The organism is Actinoallomurus iriomotensis (genome assembly GCF_030269445.1).
GTDB lineage: Bacteria > Actinomycetota > Actinomycetes > Streptosporangiales > Streptosporangiaceae > Actinoallomurus > Actinoallomurus iriomotensis.
The window spans coordinates 87898-107240 of sequence record NZ_BSTJ01000001.1 but is presented as its reverse complement, the minus strand read 5'-3'; the positions used below and the strand labels follow the sequence as shown (position 1 = coordinate 107240).

The 19343-nt window shown below is 69.4% G+C and carries 16 protein-coding genes; 13 read left to right on the top strand and 3 right to left on the bottom strand.

What is annotated here, in order from left to right; translation table 11 throughout:
• Positions 1-31: 31 nt before the first annotated feature.
• From QSK37_RS00490 to QSK37_RS00465, 6 genes are all read left to right on the top strand, one after another.
• Positions 32-643 carry an ANTAR domain-containing response regulator gene (locus QSK37_RS00490; protein WP_285566388.1) on the top strand — a complete coding sequence of 204 codons (612 nt, stop codon included), beginning with the start codon at positions 32-34 and terminating at the stop codon, positions 641-643.
• Positions 644-951: 308 nt separating this feature from the next.
• The gene (locus tag QSK37_RS00485) at positions 952-2124 is read left to right on the top strand and encodes a branched-chain amino acid ABC transporter substrate-binding protein (RefSeq protein ID WP_285616756.1); all 1173 of its coding nucleotides are present in this window, start codon (positions 952-954) and stop codon (positions 2122-2124) included.
• 82 nt (positions 2125-2206) lie between these two features.
• Positions 2207-3172 carry a branched-chain amino acid ABC transporter permease gene (locus QSK37_RS00480; RefSeq protein ID WP_285616754.1) on the top strand — a complete coding sequence of 322 codons (966 nt, stop codon included), beginning with the start codon at positions 2207-2209 and terminating at the stop codon, positions 3170-3172.
• A complete protein-coding gene (locus QSK37_RS00475; protein ID WP_285616752.1) occupies positions 3169-4356 on the top strand; it encodes a branched-chain amino acid ABC transporter permease in 1188 nt (395 codons plus the stop codon). Before QSK37_RS00480 ends, QSK37_RS00475 begins: the two co-directional genes overlap by 4 nt.
• On the top strand, positions 4353-5150 hold the full coding sequence (locus QSK37_RS00470) for an ABC transporter ATP-binding protein (protein ID WP_285616750.1): 798 nt from the start codon (positions 4353-4355) through the stop codon (positions 5148-5150). The genes QSK37_RS00475 and QSK37_RS00470 overlap by 4 nt, the downstream gene beginning before the upstream one ends.
• Complete coding sequence (locus tag QSK37_RS00465; protein WP_285566382.1) at positions 5140-5859, top strand: ABC transporter ATP-binding protein; 720 nt, start codon at positions 5140-5142, stop codon at positions 5857-5859. Before QSK37_RS00470 ends, QSK37_RS00465 begins: the two co-directional genes overlap by 11 nt.
• Before the next feature lie 42 nt (positions 5860-5901).
• Here the strand turns inward: QSK37_RS00465 and QSK37_RS00460 are convergent, their stop codons facing one another.
• Both QSK37_RS00460 and QSK37_RS00455 read right to left on the bottom strand, forming a co-directional pair.
• Positions 5902-6471: a DUF4352 domain-containing protein gene (locus QSK37_RS00460; protein WP_285616749.1), complete on the bottom strand. Its 570-nt coding sequence runs from the start codon at positions 6469-6471 to the stop codon at positions 5902-5904.
• Between the two features lie 304 nt (positions 6472-6775).
• Positions 6776-7123: a PaaI family thioesterase gene (locus QSK37_RS00455; protein ID WP_285567170.1), complete on the bottom strand. Its 348-nt coding sequence runs from the start codon at positions 7121-7123 to the stop codon at positions 6776-6778.
• 138 nt (positions 7124-7261) lie between these two features.
• On the opposite strand from QSK37_RS00455, the gene polA reads away from it, so the two are divergent.
• The 6 genes from polA to coaE all read left to right on the top strand — a co-directional run bounded on the left by polA (position 7262) and on the right by coaE (position 16011).
• The gene (gene polA / locus QSK37_RS00450; RefSeq protein ID WP_285618839.1) at positions 7262-9949 is read left to right on the top strand and encodes a DNA polymerase I; all 2688 of its coding nucleotides are present in this window, start codon (positions 7262-7264) and stop codon (positions 9947-9949) included.
• 168 nt (positions 9950-10117) lie between these two features.
• Entirely contained in the window at positions 10118-11236 is a 1119-nt protein-coding gene (locus QSK37_RS00445) for a polysaccharide deacetylase family protein (RefSeq protein WP_285616747.1), read from the top strand.
• 206 nt (positions 11237-11442) lie between these two features.
• Positions 11443-12915 (top strand): 30S ribosomal protein S1, encoded by a 1473-nt coding sequence (gene rpsA / locus QSK37_RS00440; RefSeq protein WP_285566376.1) that lies wholly within the window; start codon positions 11443-11445, stop codon positions 12913-12915.
• A gap of 119 nt (positions 12916-13034) precedes the next feature.
• A complete protein-coding gene (locus tag QSK37_RS00435; protein ID WP_285616746.1) occupies positions 13035-14909 on the top strand; it encodes an endonuclease/exonuclease/phosphatase family protein in 1875 nt (624 codons plus the stop codon).
• A 6-nt stretch (positions 14910-14915) separates the two neighbouring features.
• Entirely contained in the window at positions 14916-15401 is a 486-nt protein-coding gene (locus tag QSK37_RS00430; RefSeq protein ID WP_285616744.1) for a GNAT family N-acetyltransferase, read from the top strand.
• A gap of 13 nt (positions 15402-15414) precedes the next feature.
• Positions 15415-16011, top strand: coding sequence for a dephospho-CoA kinase (gene coaE / locus QSK37_RS00425; RefSeq protein WP_285616742.1), 597 nt, complete (start codon positions 15415-15417; stop codon positions 16009-16011).
• Between the two features lie 133 nt (positions 16012-16144).
• Here the strand turns inward: coaE and QSK37_RS00420 are convergent, their stop codons facing one another.
• Positions 16145-16966, bottom strand: a complete 822-nt coding sequence (locus QSK37_RS00420; RefSeq protein WP_285616741.1) for a glycerophosphodiester phosphodiesterase — start codon at positions 16964-16966, stop codon at positions 16145-16147.
• A 188-nt stretch (positions 16967-17154) separates the two neighbouring features.
• Between QSK37_RS00420 and uvrB the strand changes: the two genes are divergently transcribed.
• Complete coding sequence (uvrB, locus tag QSK37_RS00415) at positions 17155-19263, top strand: excinuclease ABC subunit UvrB (RefSeq protein ID WP_285616740.1); 2109 nt, start codon at positions 17155-17157, stop codon at positions 19261-19263.
• The last annotated feature ends 80 nt before the right edge of the window (positions 19264-19343 follow it).

Genomic DNA, 19343 nt, shown 5'->3' with positions numbered 1-19343 from the left:
AGGTACGAGGATAGCGGGTCCGGGTACGCTCGTGCGCGTGACCGAGACCCCGCGCCGCGTTGTGATCGCCGAGGATGAGGCCCTCATCAGGCTGGACCTCAAGGAGATGCTCGAAGAAGACGGCTATGAGGTCGTCGGGGAGGCAGGAGACGGCGAGTCCGCCATCCGCCTCACCGCCGAACACGTGCCCGATCTCGTCATCCTCGACGTCAAGATGCCCATCCTCGACGGCATCTCGGCCGCGGAGCGCATCGCGGTGGACCGCGTCGCCCCCGTCGTGATCCTCACCGCCTTCTCCCAGCGCGAGCTGGTCGAGCGGGCCCGGGAGGCCGGCGCGATGGCGTACCTCGTCAAGCCCTTCACCAAGGCCGACCTGGTGCCCGCGATCGAGATGGCGGTGAGCCGGTTCCAGGAGATCAAGAGCCTGGAGGCCGAGGTCGGCACCCTGGAGGAGCGCCTGGAGACGCGCAAGGCCGTCGACCGGGCCAAGGGGCTGCTGCAGACCGCCCGGGGCTGGTCCGAGCCGGAGGCCTTCCGGTTCATCCAGAAGACCTCGATGGACCGGCGGATGACGATGCGTGCGGTGGCCGAGGCGGTCATCGCCGGCGGGCTCGGCCGGCCGCCGGCGGACGACGCCGAGTGAACGCGCGGTAACCGGCTCCCTGACAAACCCTGACCCTCGTTGGCGGCGGCGCATGCCGCCGCCAACGGCGTTTGGCCTGCTCTCGTACGTGCGCCGCCGGTTCAGTCAACTGTTCGACGGTTCGGGCACAAGTCCGTAACGAAGTGAAAACACCATGTCGAATGGCTGTCCATGATGCCCAGCGGATCGGTGTACTACAGGCTTGGCCCCCAGGAACCATGAAAAAGCGCCCGAAGTGCCCAGATGAGCGTCCTGGGGAGGTACCCGGCATCCCCCCGTGCAAACGGTTACGGAAGGAAGTAGCGGCCTTGCGGAGCAAGACTGTGAAGTTCACCGGCGTTATCGCGGTGAGCGCGGCGTTGGCGCTCGGCGCGTCCGCCTGCGGAGACTCTGGCAGCGGTGGCAGCAAAGGCGACACCGTCACGATCGGCTTCTTGGGTGACCTGACCGGGGAGAACTCCGGCATCGTCATCCCGCCCAAGCAGGGCGCGCAGCTGGCGTTCGACCAGTACAACGCGACGAACCCGAAGGTCAAGATCCAGTTCAAGACCTACGACAGCCAGGGCAAGGGCGAGCAGGCCGTGCCCCTGGTCAAGCAGGCGATCACCAAGGACAAGATCGCGGGTCTGATCGGGCCGACGTTCTCCGGCGAGTCCGCCCAGGCGGACCCGGTCCTGGAAGAGGGCAAGATCCCCAACATCTCGTCGTCGGCCACCAACGTCGCGCTGGCCCAGCACGGCTGGAAGTTCTGGCACCGGCTCATCGCCAACGACAACGTGCAGGGCGCCGGCATCGGCAACTTCATCGCCTCGAACCTGAAGGCCAAGAAGGTCTTCATCATCCACGACAGCTCCGAGTACGGTAAGCCGCTCGCCGAGACGGTGAAGGCGAACGTCGAGAAGGCCGGCGCCACGACCTCCGAGGACGCGACCGACCCGCAGGGGTCGGACTACTCCGCGACGGTCAACAAGGCCAAGGCGTTCAACCCGGACGCGATCTTCTTCGGCGGCTACTACGCGCAGGCCGGAAAGCTGATCAAGCAGCTCCGTGAGGGCGGCGTGAAGGGCCGGTTCCTCTCGGGTGACGGTTCGCTGGACAAGGGCCTCGCCAAGGGCGCGGGCGGCACGACCGCCGACGGCACGATCGTCGGCTGCCCCTGCCTGATCGACCCGACCGGGTCCGCGGGCGCGGCGAGCAAGAAGTTCGCGCAGGACTACAAGGCCAAGTTCAACGCCGACCCGGGGGTTTACTCCGCCGAGGCGTACGACGCCGCGACCGCGTTCATCGCGGCCGTGAAGGCGGGCAACACCACCCCGGAGAAGATCAACTCCTTCCTGTCGACGATCGACCAGCCGGGTGTCTCGAAGCAGATCAAGTTCAGCTCGGCCGGTGAGCCGACCGCGACGGACGTCTACGTGTACGAGGTCAAGGGAGACCAGCTGCCCCTCCTGGGCAACTCCAAGACCGCCACTGTCAAGTAATCCGTCCGCCGTCAGGTGGGCTTACGTAACGCCAGGAGCGGGAGCGCACCGCGCTCCCGCTCCTGCGGCGAAGGCGATCAACTTGAACAACCTCATCAGCCAGTTCTGGCCGTACACCATCGACGGACTGTCCCTGGGCGCGATCTACGCACTGGTGGCACTCGGCTACACGATGGTCTATGGCGTTCTTCGTCTCATCAACTTCGCGCATTCCGAGATCTTCATGATCGGCACGTTCGCCGTGCTGGGAATGCTTCATCTGTTCGGCATGCCGTCCAACGTGGGTGGTTTCGCGCTGGTCGGGCTGCTGATCGTCCTGGCGGTCGCGGGTGGACTGGCCTCGGGCGGCAGCGCGGTGATCCTCGAGTACGTGGCATACCGGCCGTTGCGCCGCCACGGGGCGTCCCGCCTGGCGGCGCTCATCTCGGCGATCGGCGCGTCGCTGTTCCTGCAGCAGCTCTTCGCGCGCATCGTCGTGCCCTGGGCGTTCGACCTGCCGAAGGAGAAGGGCGCGCTCCCGATCCAGGGCCACTTCGTGGAGAAGTCCGACGTGATCCACATCGGAAGCTTCGAACTCTCCAACGACCGTCTCATCGTGATAGTCGGCGCGGTGCTGATGATGGTGCTGCTCGACGTCTTCGTGAACCGTACGAAGCTGGGCCGCGGCATCCGCGCGACCGCGCAGGACCCGGAGACGGCGGTGCTGATGGGCGTCAACATCGACCGGATCGTGACCGCGACGTTCGCGATCGGCGGTGCCATGGCGGGTGTCGCGGCGGCGCTCTACATGCTGCGGTTCGAGGAGACCCGGTTCGACGTCGGGTTCCTGCTGGGCATCAAGGCGTTCACCGCGGCGGTGCTCGGCGGTATCGGCAACCTGCGCGGCGCGCTGGTCGGCGGTATCGTCCTCGGGCTCTTCGAAATGTACGGCTCGGCGATCTTCGGCTCGGAATGGCAGAATGTCGTGGCATTCAGCGTTCTGGTGCTGGTCCTCATGTTCCGTCCCACCGGAATTCTCGGTGAGTCTCTCCAACAGGCGCGCGCATGAACGATTCCTCTTCTGGAAACCCGCTCACTCGAGTACGCGGCGCGTACTCCTCGGCGACCGACTCGATTCGTGACCGCTGGTCGGGCGCTCCCTCGTGGGTGCGCTGGCTCGTCTACGCGGTCCTGATCGTCCTCGCGCTGTTCCTTCCGGCGGACGGTATCGGCAGTTTCATGTCGCCGTACACGGACTGGCCGACGCTGCTGTTCTTCCCGATCGGCGGCTACATCCTGCTCGGCATCGGGCTGAACGTCGTGGTGGGCCAGGCCGGCCTGCTCGACCTTGGCTATGTCGCGTTCTTCGCCATCGGCGGCTACGCGATGGCGGTGTTCGGGGTGAAGTTCGGCTGGAGCTTCTGGGAGATCCTGCTGGTCGGCATCGTGTTGTCGGCGCTGTCGGGCATCATCCTGGGCGCGCCGACGCTGCGGCTGCGCGGTGACTATCTGGCGATCGTCACGCTGGGCTTCGGTGAGATCGTGCGGATCACCGCGAACAACACCAACTACATCGGCGGGCCGAACGGCATCGGCGGCATCCCGCATCCGCCGTCCTTCTCGGAGTGGACGATCCCGGACAACGGGCTGTTCGACGCGCTGGGCATCGGCGGTGTGCAGCCGTTCAAGTACGGCGCGCTGGATGGCAAGCCGTACTACTACCTGATGCTGCTCGTGATCGTGTTGGCGATCATCTTCGTGAAGCGTCTGGAGAACAGCAGGGTCGGCCGGGCCTGGGCCTCGATCCGGGAGGACGAGGACGCGGCCGAGCTGATGGGCGTGCCGACGTTCAAGTTCAAGCTGGCGGCGTTCGCGATCGGCGCGGCGATCGGCGGGGCGACCGGTGTCGTGTACGCCTCGCAGGCGGTGTCGATCATTCCGACGAACTTCCCGTTCATCCTGTCGGCGACCATCCTGGCGGCGGTCGTGCTCGGCGGTTCGGGGAACCTTCCCGGTGTCATCCTCGGGTCGTTCCTCGTGGCCTGGATCCCGGAGCGGATCCGTGGGCTCCAGGAGTACCGCGTCCTCGTCTTCGGTGCGGTGCTGGTGCTGCTGATGGTCTTCCGGCCGGAGGGCCTGCTGCCGTCGCGGCGGCGTAAGGCGGAGCTCGCCGAGGGTTCGGGAGGCATGGGATCCATGGGGGCCGAGGTGGCCGGTCCGGCCACCGTCGCAGCCGGTGAGGTGAGCGAATGAGTCACACGGCGGCGGGCGCCGCGGGTCCCGTGCTGGATCTGCGGGGCGTGACGATGCGCTTCGGTGGTGTGGTCGCCATCAACGGCCTGGACCTGACGATCGACGAGGGTGAGATCTTCGCGTTGATCGGTCCGAACGGCGCGGGGAAGACGACCGTGTTCAACGTGGTCACCGGGGTGTACCGGCCGACCGAGGGCAGGGTGGTCTTCGCCGGCTCGCGGATCGACGGGCAGAAGCGGTTCAAGGTGACCAAGCGCGGCGTGGCCCGTACGTTCCAGAACGTCCGGCTGTTCCACAACATGTCGGCGTTGGAGAACGTCATGGTCGGCGCGGACGCGAACCACCGTACGGGCCTGGCGGGGGCGGCTCTGGGGCTGCCCTGGCACCGCCGGGAGGAGCGTCAGGGCCGGGCGAAGGCCGAAGAGATCATGGAGTTCGTCGGCATCGGGCACCGCATCCATGAGACGGCCAAGAACCTCCCGTACGGCGACCAGCGGCGGCTGGAGATCGCCCGGGCTCTCGCGACGGACCCGAAGCTGTTGCTGCTCGACGAGCCGGCGGCGGGGATGAACCCGACCGAGAAGGAGGCCCTGCAGGGGCTCATCCGCAGGATCCGCGACGCGGGCCGCACCGTGCTGCTGATCGAGCATGACATGAGCCTGATCATGGGCATCAGCGACCGGATCGCCGTGCTGGACTTCGGCCAGAAGATCGCGGAGGGTCTGCCGGCCGACATCCAGAACAATCCGCGGGTCATCGAGGCGTATCTGGGGGCTCCTGCCGATGCTTCTTGAGATCAGGGACATCCACGTCCACTATGGCAAGATCGCGGCCCTCAAGGGCGTGTCCGTGGACGTCGACGAGGGCGAGATCGTCACGCTGATCGGCGCGAACGGCGCCGGCAAGTCGACGACTCTGAAGACGATCTCGGGTCTGCGTCCGCTGTCGTCGGGGCGGATCGTGTTCGGCGGCCGGAACATCAGCAAGGTGGCCGGGCACAAGCGGGTGCTCATGGGCATCGGGCAGGCGCCGGAGGGCCGGGGGATCTTCCCCGGCATGACGGTCACCGAGAACCTGTTCATGGGCGCGTACGCGCGCAAGGGCAACGTCGAGAAGGACCTCAAGGAGGTCTTCGACCTGTTCCCCCGGCTGGCGGAGCGCAAGGACCAGGCCGGCGGCACGATGTCCGGCGGGGAGCAGCAGATGCTCGCCATCGGTCGCGCGCTGATGACCCAGCCGAAGGTCCTGTTGCTGGACGAGCCGTCGATGGGGCTGGCACCCAAGCTCATCCAGCAGATCTTCTCGATCATCCAGGAGATCAACCGGCGTGGCACCACGGTGCTGCTGGTCGAGCAGAACGCGCAGCAGGCGCTGCAGATCGCGCACCGGGCGTACGTGCTCGAGACGGGTGCGGTGGTGAAGTCGGCCCCGGCCGGTGAGCTGCTGGACGACCCGCAGGTGCGCGCGGCGTACCTCGGGGGCGGAGCCGAGTCGGCGATCTGACCTCCTGCCGGGTGGCGGCCGCAGTGGCGGCCGCCACCCGGTCTATTTCAGGAGGATGTCGACGGGGTTCCTGGCACCCGCGGCCGGGGCGTTCTTGAGCTGGTCGCCCAGCCGGGACGATGAGGGGTCGCCGTAGACGCGGAGTGCGCGGACGGCCGCCTTCTTCGGGACGTCGAACCACAGGTCGAAGGCGCACAGCTCGTGCGAGGCGATGGTCTGCGTGCCGGAGACCGCGCGGGAGATCTGCATCGCGTCGGTGCTCGGCGCGTACGTCCTGCCGTCCGTGGTGACGAGGAGTTGCCGGCCGGGCTCGAAGTCGTGGCGTTCGCGGCCGTTGTTCACCATGAGGAGCCGCACCCGCACGTACTGGCCGTGGGGGATCCAGCTTCCGTGTGAGCCGATGACCTCGCCGAGTTCGGTCCGGAGGCCGATGACGGTGTAGGTGACCTCGCCGATCGCGGAGGTGCGGCCGGACAGCGGTGTCTCGCCGCTGGGCACCGGCTGGGGCGGGATCTCGTAGTGGCGGGCCGGCGAGCCGCAGCCGGCGAGCGTGAGGACGGCGGCCGCGAGCAGGGCCGTCGTTGCGGACAGCCGGCGCAGGGGGCGATGCACAGCGCGACGGTAGACGAGCGCGGGCCCGGGGGCGGTGAACTTCGCCGAATCGCGACCGGAATGCGATGAGCCCGGAGCGCCTTTGGTGCCGTCCCGCCGGTGAGCCCATGCAGGCCTTCCCCGGCCCTGCACAGGCCCGGCGGTACGTTTTCTACTCAGCGCTCCGGGCTCTTACGGTGCAACGGTAGCGAGACTGGTGTGATGGGTGCAAAGTCTGGGGCATACCCGTTGGGCCTCGATCGGAAACGATTCGGCCACGAACGACGAACCCGCAGGTCACCGAGGGGTGGCCGGAACGAGAAATTTACGGCCGATCGCGGACCGCGCATGTGAGACGTGCCGTGCATATCCGGCGATCACGGTCGTCGGTGATGACGATCTCGTAGGTGGCGAGCGTGCGGCCGCCGTGCAGCCGGGTCGCGACGCCGGTGACGTACCCCTCCGAGGCGGACCGGTGGTGGCTCGCGCTGATCTCGATGCCCATCGCGATGCGATCGGGTCCGGCGTGCAGGGTCGCGCCGACCGAGCCGATGGTCTCGGCGAGGACGCAGGAGGCGCCGCCGTGCAGGAGCCCGTACGGCTGGGTGTTGCCCTTGACCGGCATCCGCGCGACGACGCGTTCGGCGGACGCCTCGGTGATCTCGATCCCCATCGATTTGGGGAGTCCCTCGTACGCGTTCAGATCGAGCTCGCCGGGCGCGATCGCGCTCGCGTCGTCCACGAAACCTCCAGTGACCTTCTCGGCCTGCTCTGAATTGTCCTAGGCGAAGGCTAGGCTGCCTGCGTGGTGATGACGGAAGCGACCCCTGAAACTCCCCGCCTGCTGCTCATGGACGGGCACTCGCTCGCGTACCGGGCGTTCTTCGCCCTGCCGATCGAGAACTTCTCGACGACGACGGGCCAGCCGACCAACGCCGTGTACGGCTTCACGTCCATGTTGATCAACGTCCTGCGGGACGAGGGGCCCACCCACGTGGCGGTGTGCTTCGACCGGAGCGAGCCGACGTTCCGCCACGAGACCTACGTCGAGTACAAGGCGAACCGGCGGGAGACGCCGGACGACTTCCGCAGCCAGATCAGCCTGATCTTCGAGGTGCTCGACGCGCTGCGCATCCCGCGGCTGTCGGTGGCCGGGTACGAGGCCGACGACCTGATCGCGACGCTGGCCACCCAGGCCGTCGGGCAGGGGATGGAGGTCTCGATCGTCACCGGCGACCGCGACGCCTTCCAGCTCGTCGGCGAGCACTGCACGGTGCTCTACCCGCGCAAGGGCGTGTCCGACCTGGCGCGCATGACGCCGGCGGCGGTCGAGGAGAAGTACGGCGTGCCGCCCGAGCGGCACCGGGAGCTGGCCGCGCTGGTGGGGGAGACCAGCGACAACCTGCCGGGCGTGCCGGGGGTCGGGCCCAAGACCGCGGCCAAGTGGCTCACCAAGTACGGCGGCCTGGACGAGCTGGTCGCGCACGTCGACGAGATCACCGGCAAGGCCGGCGCGAACCTCCGCGAGCACCTCGGCGACGTCCTGCGCAACCAGCAGATCAACAAGCTCGACTGCGAGGTGCCGCTCGACCGGGGGCCCGCCGACCTCACCCTGGGCCAGTGGGACCGCGACGAGATCCACACGCTGTTCGACACGCTGCAGTTCCGCGTGCTGCGCGAGCGGCTCTATGCGACGCTGTCGGCGGTCGAGCCGGAGGCCGAGGAGGGGTTCGAGGTCGAGATGGCCCGGCCCGGCCCCGGCGAGGTGGCCGCGTGGCTGGCCGAGCACGCGAGCGGTCCCGGGCGCGTCGGCGTCGCGGTGACCGGCGCGTGGGGGCGCGGCACCGGAGACATCACCGGCGTCGCGCTGGCCACCCAGGCGGGTGTGGGCGCGTACCTCGACCCGGTGGAGCTGCCCGAGGAGGACGAGCGGGCGCTCGCCGCGTGGCTGGCCGATCCCAAGCAGCCGAAGGCCATGCACGACGCGAAGGGCCCGATGCTGGCGTTCGCGGCGCGGGGCATGGAGCTCGGCGGGCTGACCAGTGACACGGCCCTCGCCGCCTACCTCGCCCTGCCGGGCCAGCGGTCGTTCGACCTGGGCGACCTGGTGCTGCGCTACCTCCACCGCGAGCTGCGCAAGGAGGCCGACGACAGCGGCCAGCTGACCCTCGACGGCTCCGGCGAGCAGGAGGCCGCCTTCGACCTGGTCGTACGGGCCCGCGCGGTGGTGGACCTGGCCGAGGCGCTCGACAAGGACCTGGAGCGGCGCGGCGCGGTGGCGCTGCTGCGCGACGTGGAGATGCCGCTGGTGGAGGTCCTGGCGGGCATGGAGCGCCTGGGCGTCGCCCTGGACATCGACTACCTGGCGCGGCTGTCGGCGACGTTCGGCGGCGAGGTCAAGTCGGTCGAGGAGGCCGCCTGGGAGGCGATCGGCCGCGAGTTCAACCTCGGCTCGCCCAAGCAGATCCAGCAGATCCTCTTCGACGAGCTGGGGCTGCCCAAGACGCGCCGCACCAAGACCGGCTACACCACCGACTCCGAGGCGCTGACCAGTCTCTACGCCCAGACCGCCCATCCGGTGCTGGAGGCGCTGCTCCGGCACCGTGAGGTGGCCAAGCTCAAGAGCATGGTCGACTCGCTGATCCCGATGGCCGACGACCACCGGCGCATCCACACGACCTTCGGGCAGATGGTGGCGGCGACGGGGCGGCTGTCCTCGGCCGACCCCAACCTGCAGAACATCCCGATCCGCACGGCCGAGGGCCGTCAGATCCGCGAGGGTTTCGTGGTCGGCGACGGGTTCGCGTGCCTGCTGACCGCCGACTACAGCCAGATCGAGCTGCGGATCATGGCCCACCTGTCCGGTGACGAGGCGCTGATCGACGCGTTCGGGTCGGGCATCGACTTCCACACGGTCACGGCGTCGCGCGTGTTCGACCTGCCGGCCGAGCAGATCGACGGTGAGCTGCGGTCGCGCATCAAGGCGATGAACTACGGCCTGGCGTACGGCCTGTCGGCGTTCGGCCTGTCCCAGCAGCTGCGCATCACCCCGGACGAGGCCCGCGGGCTGATGGAGGAGTACTTCGAGCAGTTCGGCGGCGTCCGCGACTACCTGCGTGACATCGTCTCCCAGGCCCGCCGCGACGGCTACACCGAGACGATCATGGGCCGCCGCCGCTACCTGCCCGACCTGACGTCGGACAACCGCCAGCGCCGCGAGATGGCCGAACGCATGGCGCTGAACGCGCCGATCCAGGGCTCGGCCGCGGACATCATCAAGGTCGCCATGCTGCGCGTCGACCGCGCGCTCCGCGACGAGGGCCTGCGTTCCCGCATGCTGCTGCAGGTCCACGACGAACTGATCTTCGAGGTGGCCGAGGGAGAGCTGGACACTCTGCGTGACCTGGTCACCCGCGAGATGGGCGCCGCGTACGACCTGCGCGTGCCGCTGGAGGTCTCGATGGGCACCGGCCGCACCTGGCACGAAGCCGGCCACTGACCCCGAGGCCTGGCGGTGGCCATGACCCGGGGGAGTGCGGACGGGTCTTCTTCGCCGTAATCCAGACCTTCACCGTAAGTAGCCGAGCGGTTACATGATCGTGGTAGCGGGAAGCAACCCTGAGCAGGCTCTTGTGGGCACCGCGTGCAGGATCGCTAGGGGACAACCGTGCCGCATCTCGACAAACTGGCCGCCGCTTTGATCGTGATCGCCGTGGTGGTGGGCTTCGTGGCCCCCCGTGACCGGCATGGGGGCGCTGAGCCTCGCGCCAACGCGCCCGCCGCCGGTGGTGCGGCGGTCCACGCGGGGGCGTCCAGGACGGCCGCGGCCGTGCCGCGCAAGCAGCCGCAGAAGAAGAAGGCGCCGCCGTTCAACATGGCCAAGGCGGCGGCCGCGGCTCGCGCCGCCGGCGCGAACGAGCTCGGCATGGTCCCGATCCTGATGATCCACCGGGTGATGGCCAAGCCGCAGGTCTCGCTCGACCGCTCGACCAAGGACCTGTACGACGAGTTCACCGGCATGGCCAAGCAGGGCTATGTGCCGATCACCGCGGCGGAGTTCGTCAAAGGCCAGATCGACATCCCGGCGGGCCGGCATCCCGTCGTGCTGACCTTCGACGACGGGTCGATCACGCACGCCGACTTCGACGGCGCGGGGAACCCCAAGCCCGACACGGCGATCGGGGTGATCCAGCGGGTGGCGAAGGAGAATCCCGGGTTCCGTCCGGTCGCGACGTTCTTCGTGAACCGCGACCCGTTCTACGGCGGCTCCAAGCCGGGCGTGGAGACGATGCGCTGGCTGGTCCGCAACGGGTTCGAGATCGCGAACCACACGACCAACCACAAGGACATGCGCACGATGAGCCATGAGGAGGTGGCCAAGGAGATCGGCACCGACGAGCAGATGATCGAAAGCGCCACCGGCAAGCCGGCGACCACCTTCGCGTTCCCGTTCGGCTCGCTGTCGGAGGCGCACCTCGACTGGGCCCAGCACGGCACCAAGCCGGTGCCGTGGAACTTCACGGGCATGTTCCTGGCCGGGTGGAAGCCCGCCGACTCGCCGTACGCCGGTTCCTTCGACCCGCGGCAGATCCCGCGGATCCGGGACAAGGAAAAGATCAAAGAAGATGACTGCAAGCAGTACTGTTCGACGGCGTGGTTGGAGTGGCTGGCGAAGAATCCCGACAAGCGGTACACCTCCGACGGGAACCCGGCCACGATCGCCTTCCCGCAGGATAAGATGATCTACCTCTACACGCGTTACAAGGAGTGGGCCTGCCCCTACTGACCACTCTCGAGATTGACCGCTGCCCATGGCCTCCCATATCCTGATCGCTGCGCTGTGGGCCTGTGCGCGCCTCGGACAGAGCAGGCTCGCGCTCGGTCAAGTCGACATCGGACTGGTCACATCGCCGGTTCATCGGCAGGGACGATAACTGGCCCTCCGCGCAACACACGCAACTACGCATGTCCGTATCCGGAGCCATCCCACACATGACGAGCAGCACCGAGGCCACCTCGAGTACCCCGCAGGTAGCGGTCAATGACATCGGGTCCGAGGAAGCCTTCCTCGCGGCGATCGACGAGACCATCAAGTACTTCAACGACGGCGACATTGTCGAAGGCACTGTCGTCAAGGTCGACCGAGACGAGGTCTTGCTCGACATCGGCTACAAGACCGAGGGCGTCATCCCCTCGCGAGAGCTGTCCATCAAGCACGATGTCGACCCGAACGAGGTCGTCAAGGTCGGTGACCACGTCGAGGCCCTCGTCCTCCAGAAGGAGGACAAGGAAGGTCGGCTCATCCTGTCCAAGAAGCGCGCTCAGTACGAGCGTGCCTGGGGCACGATCGAGAAGATCAAGGACGAGGACGGCATCGTCACCGGTACGGTCATCGAGGTCGTCAAGGGCGGCCTGATCCTCGACATCGGGCTGCGCGGCTTCCTTCCCGCGTCCCTGGTGGAGATGCGCCGGGTGCGCGACCTTCAGCCGTACGTCGGGCGCGAGCTCGAGGCGAAGATCATCGAGCTGGACAAGAACCGCAACAACGTGGTGCTGTCCCGCCGCGCATGGCTGGAGCAGACTCAGAGCGAGGTCCGCCAGACCTTCCTCAACACGCTTCAGAAGGGCCAGGTCCGCAAGGGCGTCGTGTCCAGCATCGTCAACTTCGGTGCGTTCGTGGACCTCGGCGGCGTCGACGGTCTGGTGCACGTGTCCGAGCTGTCCTGGAAGCACATCGACCACCCCTCCGAGGTCGTCGAGGTGGGCCAGGAGGTCACCGTCGAGGTTCTCGACGTGGACATGGAGCGCGAGCGGGTCTCCCTGTCGCTCAAGGCGACGCAGGAGGACCCCTGGCAGCAGTTCGCCCGCACCCACCAGATCGGCCAGGTCGTGCCGGGTCGCGTCACCAAGCTGGTGCCGTTCGGCGCGTTCGTCCGGGTCGAGGAGGGCATCGAGGGCCTGGTGCACATCTCCGAGCTGGCCGAGCGCCACGTGGAGATCCCGGAGCAGGTCGTCCAGGTCGGCGACGAGATCTTCGTGAAGATCATCGACATCGACCTCGACCGGCGCCGCATCAGCCTCTCGCTGAAGCAGGCCAACGAGGGTGGCGGGACGTTCACCGACGAGGAGTTCGACCCGACGCTCTACGGCATGCCGGCCGAGTACGACGCCGAGGGCAACTACAAGTACCCCGAGGGCTTCGACTCCGAGACCGGAGACTGGCTCGAGGGCTTCGACCAGCAGCGTGAGACGTGGGAGCGGCAGTACGCGGAGGCGCGTGCCCGCTTCGACGCCCACAAGAAGCAGGTCGAGGAGGCCCGCAAGGCCGAGGCCGAGGCGGCCGGTCCGCAGTCGTACAACACCGAGGGCGACCAGCCCGGCGGTGGCGGCGACACGGGCGGCGCGCTGGCGTCCGACGAGGCCCTCGCGGCCCTGCGCGAGAAGCTGTCCGGCGGCCAGGAGTAAGCGGAGTTAAATAACCGCATATGGTCGATTCCGACACACGCGTACGTCCTGGGGGTCCCGCCGCATCGGCGGGGCCCCCGGTCGTTCCGCAGGAGTTCTCCCGCATTCTGCTGATCGCGGTGACCGTCGCCGTCCTGACCGAGGTGCTGCGGGCCGCGTTCCCTTCGTTCGGTCACTTCGCGGCGGCCTCCGGCGCGGTCACCGCCGCGGCGGCGATCCTGATCGTCAGCCTGGCCGGCTTCTTGGCCCCCGTGGCACGCGCCGTGGCCGGGCCGCGCGGTCTGCTGGTGGCCGGCGTCGGCGGCCTGCTCGCCGTACGGCTCGCCACGCAGGCGCTGCCGGCCGCGCTGTGGCTGGCGCTGGCCGGGGCCGCGTTCGGCATGCTCGCCCTCACCGCCCTGTACGAGACGGCGCGTGGCCTGTCCGGCACCGGGTTCGCGGTGGCCGTGGTCGCCGGGCTGACCGGTGACACGGCGCTGTCCCTGGCCTTCGGCACCTGGGACCCGGCGGCCCGCAGTGGCGTCCTTCCGTGGCTGGCCTGCCTGATCATCGTCGGTGCCGGAGCGTTCGCCCTCGTACGGCAGACGCGGGTGCCGCCGATCGAGGCGCCCGCGATCGGCTGGCGTGACGCGCTCGGCGCCGCGGCGCTCGGGCCGTTCCTGGCGTTGCAGATCCTCGTGCTGGCCAGCCCGGCGTTCGCGGCCTCCAGCGGATGGCTGTCGCTGCCGGTCGCCGGCGCGGTCGTCCTCGCCGCGCAGGCCCTCACGCTGGCGTTCCTGTCCTCCGGCCTGGCCGTCGCGGCCGTACCGGGCGGCGTGTGCGTCTTCGGCGGCGCCCTGCTGGGCGTGGGCGCGGGCGCGGTGACCGGACGGTACGGGCTGACCGGCGTGGTCGCGGTCGTGGTCGTCGTCGCGGGCCAGGTGCTGTCGGCGTGGCTGCTCGCGGTCGCCTGCCGGGTGCCGCTGCGCCGCGGCGGCTACCGCGGCCGTCGCGTGCCCGTACCGGCCGGGGCCGCTTCGGCGCCGCCGCGTCCGCGCGACCTCGGCGGCCGTGCCTGGCGCATCGACCTGGGCGTCGCGGTGGGCGGCCTGCTCGCCACCCTGATCCTGCTGCCGTACCAGGCGCACTACACCGAACCGCTCCCGCTGCCGAACAAGGTGCTGCCCGGCGCGGCCGGCATCGTCCTGGGCCTGCTCTCGGCGATCGCGGCGGCGCGCGGCGGCCCGCTGCCCGCGCGGTCGTGGGCGCGTGCGCTCGGCGCCGGAGGCGGGGCGCTGGTGCTGCTCGTCGTGCCGGCCGCGTACGCGATGACCGCCCCGGAGACCTCTCGTACGGCCGCGCAGCCCGGGACGTTCCGGCTCGCGGCCTACGACATCGACCAGGCCGTCGACGCCGACGGGCGGCTCGACCCGGAGGCGGTCGCCCGCACCATCGAGGCGCAGCACGCCGATGTGGTCGCGCTGCAGTCCGTCGGCCGCGGCTGGCCGCTGTCGGGAACCGCCGACGTCGGCTCCTGGCTGGCCCGCCGGCTCGGCATGCGGCTCGTGTGGGGACCGGCCGCCGACCAGCAGTACGGCAACGCCGTGCTGTCCCGGCTCCCGGTGAAGGCGACCGGCAACGGGCGGCTGCCCGTGGGCGCCGGTCCGCAGGCGCGCGGCTATGTCTGGGCGCGGGTCGACGCCGGCGGCGGCCGTACGGCCGACGTGTGGTCGGTGGACGTCCAGCACGGCGCCGGCCGCACCCGGACCCGGCTCGCCGAGATCGGCAGGCTCCTCCAGGCGTGGAGCGGCGCCCCGCACACCGTGATCGCGGGGAACCTGGACACGGCGAACGGCGGGCCGGAGGCGGACCAGATCACCGGGCAGGGCGACCTGCGCGCCGCCGGCGGTGGCGCCGTCGTCTCGATCTTCGGCACCGGCGACCTGGGGCTGGGCGACACCGTGACGGGCCCGCACCGGTCGGTGCTGGCGGCCACCGTACGGGTCGTAGGCTGAGCGCCCATGGACGACGTGCGGATCGAGCGGGCCGAGAAGGCGGACGCGGGGGAGATCCTCACCCTCCAGCGCGCCGCGTACGTGACCGAGGCGCAGCTGCACGGCGACCCGTTCCTGCCGCCGCTGGTCGAGTCGATCGACCAGGTGCGCGAGATGATCGCCGGCTCGCTCGTGCTGAAGGCCGTCCTCGGCACGCGCATCGCCGGGTCCGTGCGCGGCCGGTTCAACGACCGGACCTGCCTCGTCGGCCGGCTCGTCGTCGCCCCCGACCTGCAGGGCCGGGGCATCGGCCGGGCGCTGATGGGCGCCCTGGAGGAGGAGGCGGCCGGGCGGGCCGACGCCTGCGTGCTGTTCACCGGCCACCTGAGCGAGTCGAACCTTCGGCTCTACCGGCATCTGGGGTACGGCGAGACGCACCGGGAGCGGGTCGCCGACCACCTGATGCTCGTCCACATGCGCAAACCCCTCGTGGCCGCGGAGACGGCGGAATGAGTACTCTCGCCTCGTGCTGAGAGTGGGATTGACCGGCGGCATCGGTTCGGGCAAGAGCGAGGTGTCGCGGCGGCTGGTCGCGCTCGGCGCCGTCCTGGTCGACGCCGACGCGGTCGCGCGTGAGGTGGTCGAGCCCGGCACGCCCGGTCTGGCCGCGGTCGTGGAGGAGTTCGGTGAGCAGATCCTGCTCCCGGACGGAGAGCTGGACCGCGAGCGGCTGGGCGAGATCGTCTTCGCCGACGACGCCCGCCGCGCACGCCTCAACGCGATCGTGCACCCGCTCGTCGGGCGGCGGATGCAGGAGCTGGTCGACGAGGCGCCCGCGGACGCCATCGTCGTCTACGACGTGCCGCTGCTCACCGAGAACGACCTGGCCGGCCTGTACGACCTCGTGGTCGTCGTGGACGCCCCGGTCGAGGAGCAGGTACGGCGGCTCACGGAGCTGCGCGGCATGACCGAGGACGCGGCGCGCGCCCGCATCGCCGCCCAGGCCACCCGGGAACGACGCCGGGCGATCGCCGATCGGATCATCGACAACTCCGGCACGCTGGAGTCACTCGCGGCACAGGTGGACGACCTGTGGGCCGAGCTGGCCCGCCGCGCGGCCTGACGGCGGAGGGCGTCGCCCCGGACCCTTCTGTACGGCGTTGAGGAGGGCACCTCGCCGCGTTCTCACCGGTGGACGGTGCTCGACACCAGAACGCGCCCCTTTCCGCCTCAACGCGCCCTGGGGCCGCTCGGGGTCAGTGCGGCACGGCCTCGGGGCGGTTGCTGACGATCCCGTCGACCCTGTCGCCGATCAGCCGCCGCACGGTCGCCGGGCTGTCGGCGACCCAGGCGAAGACCTTCATGTGCCGGGCGTGCACCGCGCGTACGTAGGCGGCGGTGACGGTGTCGTAGCGCGGGTTGACGTAGCCGGCGTAGCGGGCGACGGCGGGCAGCTGCCGGGCGGTGGGGGTGCCGATCACGCCGGTCGGCACCGAGGGGAGCAGCCGGTGGAAGCTCTCCACTGAGGGCCAGTCGAAGCTCTGCACGACCGTACGGTCCGGGAGCGTCCAGCCGGGCTGGGCGCGCAGCTCGTCCGCGACGCGGCCGGGCAGGCCCGGGTAGAGCGCGGGATTCTTGAGTTCCAGGAGCAGCTTCATGTCGCTGCCCTCCATCTCCCGCAGCGTCTCGGCCAGGGTGGGGACGCGTTCGCCCGCGTACCGGGGGGAGAACCACGACCCCGCGTCGAGCCGCTTGACCTGGGCGAGCGTGAAGTCGCCGACCCGCCACGGCGACCGGCCGGGGAACACCTTCTCGGCATCGGTCGTACGGCCCAGTGTCGCGTCGTGCATGATGATCGGCACGTGGTCGCGCGTCTGCTGCACGTCGAGCTCGAAGTAGTCGGCATACGCGGCTCTGGCCTCGCGGAACGCTGCCAGGGTGTTCTCCGGGGCGTGCGCGGAGGCGCCCCGATGCGCGATGTCGGCCACGCCCGCCGGTTGCCGCGCGGCCGGGACGAACGCCATGCCGGCATAGGTGAGGGGCAGAGCCGAGACGAGGGCGGCGATGCGGTGGGCCATGACGACCTCCGGCGACTTTGACGGAGCGTGACGTTCCGATTACTTTACGGTGACCGCCGGGGAGTCCGCGAGAGCCGCACCGGAATGTCACCGGCGGGTCGTACGGTTGACATACACGGGCGGCCGGGGGAGCCGCCCGCTTCGCCGCCCCTCTGGGCGGCGACCACAGACTCACCGGAGGAAACAGCGTGCGGCCTGTCACCGATCTTCAGCGCAAGGTGGCGCCCTTCGAGGTCGTCACCGACATGAGTCCGTCCGGCGACCAGCCGCAGGCGATCGGCGAGCTCGAGCAACGGGTCAAGCGGGGCGACAAGGACTCGGTGCTCCTGGGCGCCACCGGCACCGGCAAGACCGCGACCGTGGCCTGGCTGATCGAGAAGGTCCAGCGTCCGACGCTGGTCATGCAGCCGAACAAGACGCTCGCCGCGCAGTTCGCCAACGAGCTGCGCGAGATGCTGCCGAACAACGCGATCGAATACTTCGTCTCCTACTACGACTACTACCAGCCCGAGGCGTACGTCCCGCAGACCGACACCTACATCGAGAAGGACTCCTCGATCAACGACGAGGTGGAGCGGCTGCGGCACTCGGCGACCAACTCGCTGCTGACCCGCCGCGACACGATCGTGGTCGCGTCGGTGTCGTGCATCTACGGCCTGGGCACCCCGCAGGAGTACGTCGACCGCATGGTGCGGCTGCGCGTGGGCGACGAGATCGAGCGCGACGAGCTGCTGCGGCGCCTGGTCGGCATGCAGTACGCCCGCAACGACCTGGCGTTCACCCGCGGCACGTTCCGGGTGCGCGGCGACACGGTCGAGATCATCCCGCAGTACGAGGAGCTCGCCGTCCGCATCGAGATGTTCGGCGACGAGATCGAGAAGCTCGCGACCCTGCACCCGCTGACCGGCGAGGTCGTCACCGAGGACGACGAGCTCTACATCTTCCCCGCCTCCCACTACGTCGCCGGCCCGGAGCGGATGGAGCGGGCGATCAAGGGCATCGAGCAGGAGCTCGAGCAGCGCCTGGGCGAGCTGGAGCGGCACGGCAAGCTGCTGGAGGCCCAGCGCCTGCGGATGCGCACCACGTACGACATCGAGATGATGCGGCAGGTCGGCACCTGCTCCGGCATCGAGAACTACTCCCGCCACATCGACGGCCGTGGCCCCGGCACCCCGCCCAACACCCTCCTCGACTACTTCCCCGAGGACTTCCTCCTCGTGATCGACGAGTCGCACCAGACGACGCCGCAGATCGGCGCGATGTACGAGGGCGACATGTCGCGTAAGCGCACGCTGGTGGACCACGGGTTCCGGCTGCCGAGCGCGCAGGACAACCGGCCGCTCAAGTGGGAGGAGTTCCTCGAACGGATCGGCCAGACGATCTACCTGTCGGCGACGCCGGGGCCGTACGAGCTGGGGCGCGTCAAGGGAGACGTGGTCGAGCAGGTGATCCGCCCGACCGGCCTGGTCGACCCGGAGGTGGTCATCAAGCCGACCAAGGGCCAGATCGACGACCTGGTCCACGAGATCCGGGTGCGAGCCGACCGCGACGAGCGGGTCCTGGTCACCACGCTGACCAAGAAGATGGCCGAGGACCTGACCGACTACCTCCTGGAGCTGGGCATCCGGGTGCGCTACCTGCACAGCGAGGTCGACACGCTCCGCCGGGTGGAGCTCCTGCGCGAGCTGCGGCTGGGCGAGTTCGACGTGCTGGTCGGCATCAACCTGCTCCGCGAGGGCCTCGACCTGCCCGAGGTGTCGCTGGTGTCGATCCTCGACGCCGACAAGGAGGGCTTCCTGCGGTCGGAGACGTCACTGATCCAGACGATCGGCCGCGCGGCGCGTAACGTGTCCGGCCAGGTCCACATGTACGCCGACAAGGTCACCCCGTCGATGGAACGCGCGATCGACGAGACCAACCGCCGCCGCGCCAAGCAGATGGCCTACAACGAGGCGGACGGCATCGAGCCCACCGCCCTCCGCAAGAAGATCGCCGACATCCTCGACATGCTGGCCCGCGAAGACGCCGACACCGAAGAGCTCATCGGCGCCGGCCGCCAGCAGAGCCGCGGCAAGGCCCCGGTCCCGGGCCTGTCGGCCAAGCGCACGGGCCGCCACGCCGCCGACCTGGTCGGCGAACGCCCGCGCGAGGAGATGGAATCCCTGATCGACCAGATGACCCAGCAGATGCACCACGCGGCCGAAGAACTCCAGTTCGAAGTCGCCGCCCGCCTCCGCGACGAGATCAAAGAACTGAAACGCGAACTCCGCGACATGAAGGAAGCCGGCGTCCGGTAACCAACGACACTCCTCGACCACCCACCAGAAAGTCCCGCTCCCCTTGCCACCGGCCCACACCACGCGCAACCCTCGCTCGG

Excerpts from the sequence above, each read along its gene's own strand:
- rpsA (WP_285566376.1), top strand. The coding sequence starts at position 11,443 with ATGACGAGCAGCACCGAGGCCACCTCGAGTACCCCGCAGGTAGCGGTC.
- QSK37_RS00475 (WP_285616752.1), top strand. The coding sequence starts at position 3,169 with ATGAACGATTCCTCTTCTGGAAACCCGCTCACTCGAGTACGCGGCGCG.
- QSK37_RS00455 (WP_285567170.1), bottom strand. The coding sequence starts at position 7,123 with ATGGGGATCGAGATCACCGAGGCGTCCGCCGAACGCGTCGTCGCGCGG.
- QSK37_RS00420 (WP_285616741.1), bottom strand. The coding sequence starts at position 16,966 with ATGGCCCACCGCATCGCCGCCCTCGTCTCGGCTCTGCCCCTCACCTAT.
- QSK37_RS00430 (WP_285616744.1), top strand. The coding sequence starts at position 14,916 with ATGGACGACGTGCGGATCGAGCGGGCCGAGAAGGCGGACGCGGGGGAG.
- QSK37_RS00465 (WP_285566382.1), top strand. The coding sequence starts at position 5,140 with ATGCTTCTTGAGATCAGGGACATCCACGTCCACTATGGCAAGATCGCG.
- polA (WP_285618839.1), top strand. The coding sequence starts at position 7,262 with ATGACGGAAGCGACCCCTGAAACTCCCCGCCTGCTGCTCATGGACGGG.
- QSK37_RS00470 (WP_285616750.1), top strand. The coding sequence starts at position 4,353 with ATGAGTCACACGGCGGCGGGCGCCGCGGGTCCCGTGCTGGATCTGCGG.